Source organism: Microcoleus sp. AT3-D2, from assembly GCF_036705715.1.
Taxonomy (GTDB): Bacteria; Cyanobacteriota; Cyanobacteriia; order Cyanobacteriales; family Microcoleaceae; genus Microcoleus.
Map to the genome: position 1 here is coordinate 1 of NZ_JAUBVE010000160.1, position 2,965 is coordinate 2,965.

General features: G+C 45.3%; 1 protein-coding gene. It reads left to right on the forward strand.

All coding sequences use genetic code 11. The features are described from left to right. Positions 1–2,957, forward strand: a 2,957-nt coding sequence (locus tag QUB44_RS30365; protein WP_333373533.1) for a DUF4114 domain-containing protein, incomplete at its 5' end; no start/stop codon positions are given. Between the last annotated feature and the right edge of the window lie 8 nt (positions 2,958–2,965).

Consider the following 2,965-nt stretch of genomic DNA (forward strand, 5'->3'; position numbering starts at 1 on the left):
CTGCGGCAGAAACAACATCAACAACTACCGACAAACCAGTCACTACCGACTCCGAAACAACTCTCACATCTGAACCGGAAACACCTATAGCAACGACTGAATCTGCTAGCGAAAAACTGCCAAGTGAAGAGACTACATCTCCACCAGACAAACCACCAACCGATTCGGCAATTTCAACCGCCGAAAAACCCAGCGAAACTGCTGCCACAAACAATCCAAATAGCACAGCCGCCGCCAAAATAGATGCAGTTGCAGGCGAAACAGTTGCCACTCAAGAACCAAAAACAGGCGAGACTTTAGTTGCTATTTCCCCAGATGCCAGCAAGCCAGGGGACGAAACAAATACTGACACTAACAACGGGGAAGAAACAGAGAAAGAGAATTCAACTACCGTAGCAACAACTGACACAAAAAAAGAACCAGAACCGACTACGGACAAAAAGTTAATTTCTCCCTTTACATCGGGGGTATTTACTACAGATCAAACTGGTCGCCTCAGTGTAGACTACACATTTGATGGTGGGAGGTTCCAAGGTGAGTTAGCTATTTTCAGTTTAGACGATTTAGACAAATTTGAACCAGGTTCGGAAGCCTTCATTAAAGAAGTAGCTGCGCGTTCTTTAAGTAACTCTGTAAAAGGTCATGTAGTGATTAATGATGCTACAGAAGGTGCGCGGTTTTCCGGTTTGTTAGGAGAGAGTAATGCCAACGAAGGAGTCTACTTAGGAGTCAAGAGTTTTGCCGTAACTCCTGGGGGTAAATATGGGGTGATGTTGATACCCAACGGTAGTGTCAAATTCGTCTACGATAATCCGACTGTTGGCGGCGATCAACGTCCTTTATTTTCTATGGCAATGGCGAATCCTGTGGAGGGATTTCACTTTGGTCAAATTGCGGATCTGACGGGGGAAGGTAATACCTTTATCATGGAGGATATGCGGTTAGATGCCGGGAGTGACAGGGATTACAACGATATCATTTTCCAAGTGCGGGGTGCGACGGCAACAACTGCTTTGGTGGATAGTGTGATTAACCCGGATAAAGAGTGGCGGAAAACTGATTTGGGCAAGGGACTTATTGCTTATGCGAAACCTTACATTACCCCGGAAACAAAACCAAATGTAGATGCTGAACTATCCGATTTACTTGATGATTTAGAAACGGAAATTCTGAATCCATCAACTTCAGATATAGAGACTCCAAAAACTCCAGCGCCTGCCACAAATACCGACAAAGATACTACTGATGCAACCCAAGTTCAAACAACGGATCAGGTAGATGCAAAGCCTACTACTCCAGCGGTGACGACTGAGGAAGAAGTCAAAGATATTGCGAATAATTCTGGTGATTCGACTAAGGTTGAAACAACCGACAAGGTAGATACAAAGCCTACTACTCCAGCGGTGACGACTGAGGAAGAAGCCAAAGATACTGCGAATAATTCTGGTGATTCGACTAAGGTTGAAACAACCGACAAGGTAGATACAAAGCCTACTACTCCAGCGGTGACGACTGAGGAAGAAGCCAAAGATACTGCGAATAATTCTGGTGATTCGACTAAGGTTGAAACAACCGACCAAGTAGATGTAAAGCCGACAACAGGTGGGACAACTACACCTACTGCTGGCAAAGATACTGTGGCGGATTCGACGGAAAAATTACCAGTTGAAAAAACGCCTCTTCCCGCAGCGACAACTGAGGTAAAAGACCAAGTTACCGAAGCACCAGCAACGCCAATTTTGCCCGCCAAATCTACTACTGAGACGGAAGTTGCTGCAACGACACTAACTGAGAAATTAGAAACACAACCGGAAGTTTTGCCAGCGGCAAATTTGACAAAGGTAGAGGCTAAACCGGAAGTTTTGCCAGCGGAAACCCCGGAAAAAGTAGAGATAAAACCAGAAGTTTTGCCAGCGGAAAGTCTGGCAAAGGTAGAAACAAAACCGGAAGTTTTGCCAGCGGAAACCCCGGCGAAAGAGGAATCGAAGCAGGCTTTAGTAACTGATGTAGAAAAAACTGAAACTACTAAAGTTGTTGTAGCCGCAAATCCTGTAGAGTCGGTGAAGGAAAGTCAGTCAACAGCGGCGGTTGAGAGTAAAGAAACTACTGAAGTTAAGCCGTCATTGCCGGTGAAACAGACAGATTTGGAAAGTATGCCAGTGACGACTGCTAACAAGAGTGAAGAGTCGCAGATGAAGGAAATAGTTTCTGAGACTCCGGCTGTTAGTGAGGTGGTGATTCCAAAAGAGTCTTTGCCGAGTTTGCCGATAGTTGATGAATCAACTGAGGATGATTCCGCTACTGTTGAAAATCCCCAGCCATCTATTGATGTTTTTCCCACGGGTTCTGAAGTAGATTATTCTATTTCTGCCAATTTGATAGCGCGATTGGAAAGCATGAAACAAAGTTTGACTAACTTGGGAAGTGCCGACGATCCGGGCGGAAATAGCCGCAACGAGACTTTGATTGCCCGTTTGGAAAGCGTGACTCAAAAGTTGATGACTTTCAATGAATCAACGCCGGTTTCGGATAAGACAGTGACTTTAGTCGATCGCCTGGAAGAAACGGTCGATCGACTAACCATACCGCCTATCCAGCCGCCATTACCGTCGATTGAGACAGCACAATTCGATTTTCCTGCTGCCGTTCAGCCGATAATCGGAGTCATTGACACGGGATTTGCTGGCAACAATCCTGATATTGATTACTCGCGAATTACTTGGGGACAAGACAGGGTAGATGGCGATGCTGACTCCAGATTGGAACCTGGTAAAGGCAACGAACATGGCACTCATGTTTTAGGAATTATTGCCGCCACTCAAAACAACGGTGTTGGTATTGACGGCATTAATGAAAAAGCACCTATTTGGACTGGAAGGGCGATCGGTTCGGGAGCATGTCACTTTTGCAATAAGTATTTATACTTGTTGTGCAGTTTTTGGCGGTCTACCAATTAAGCCATTTA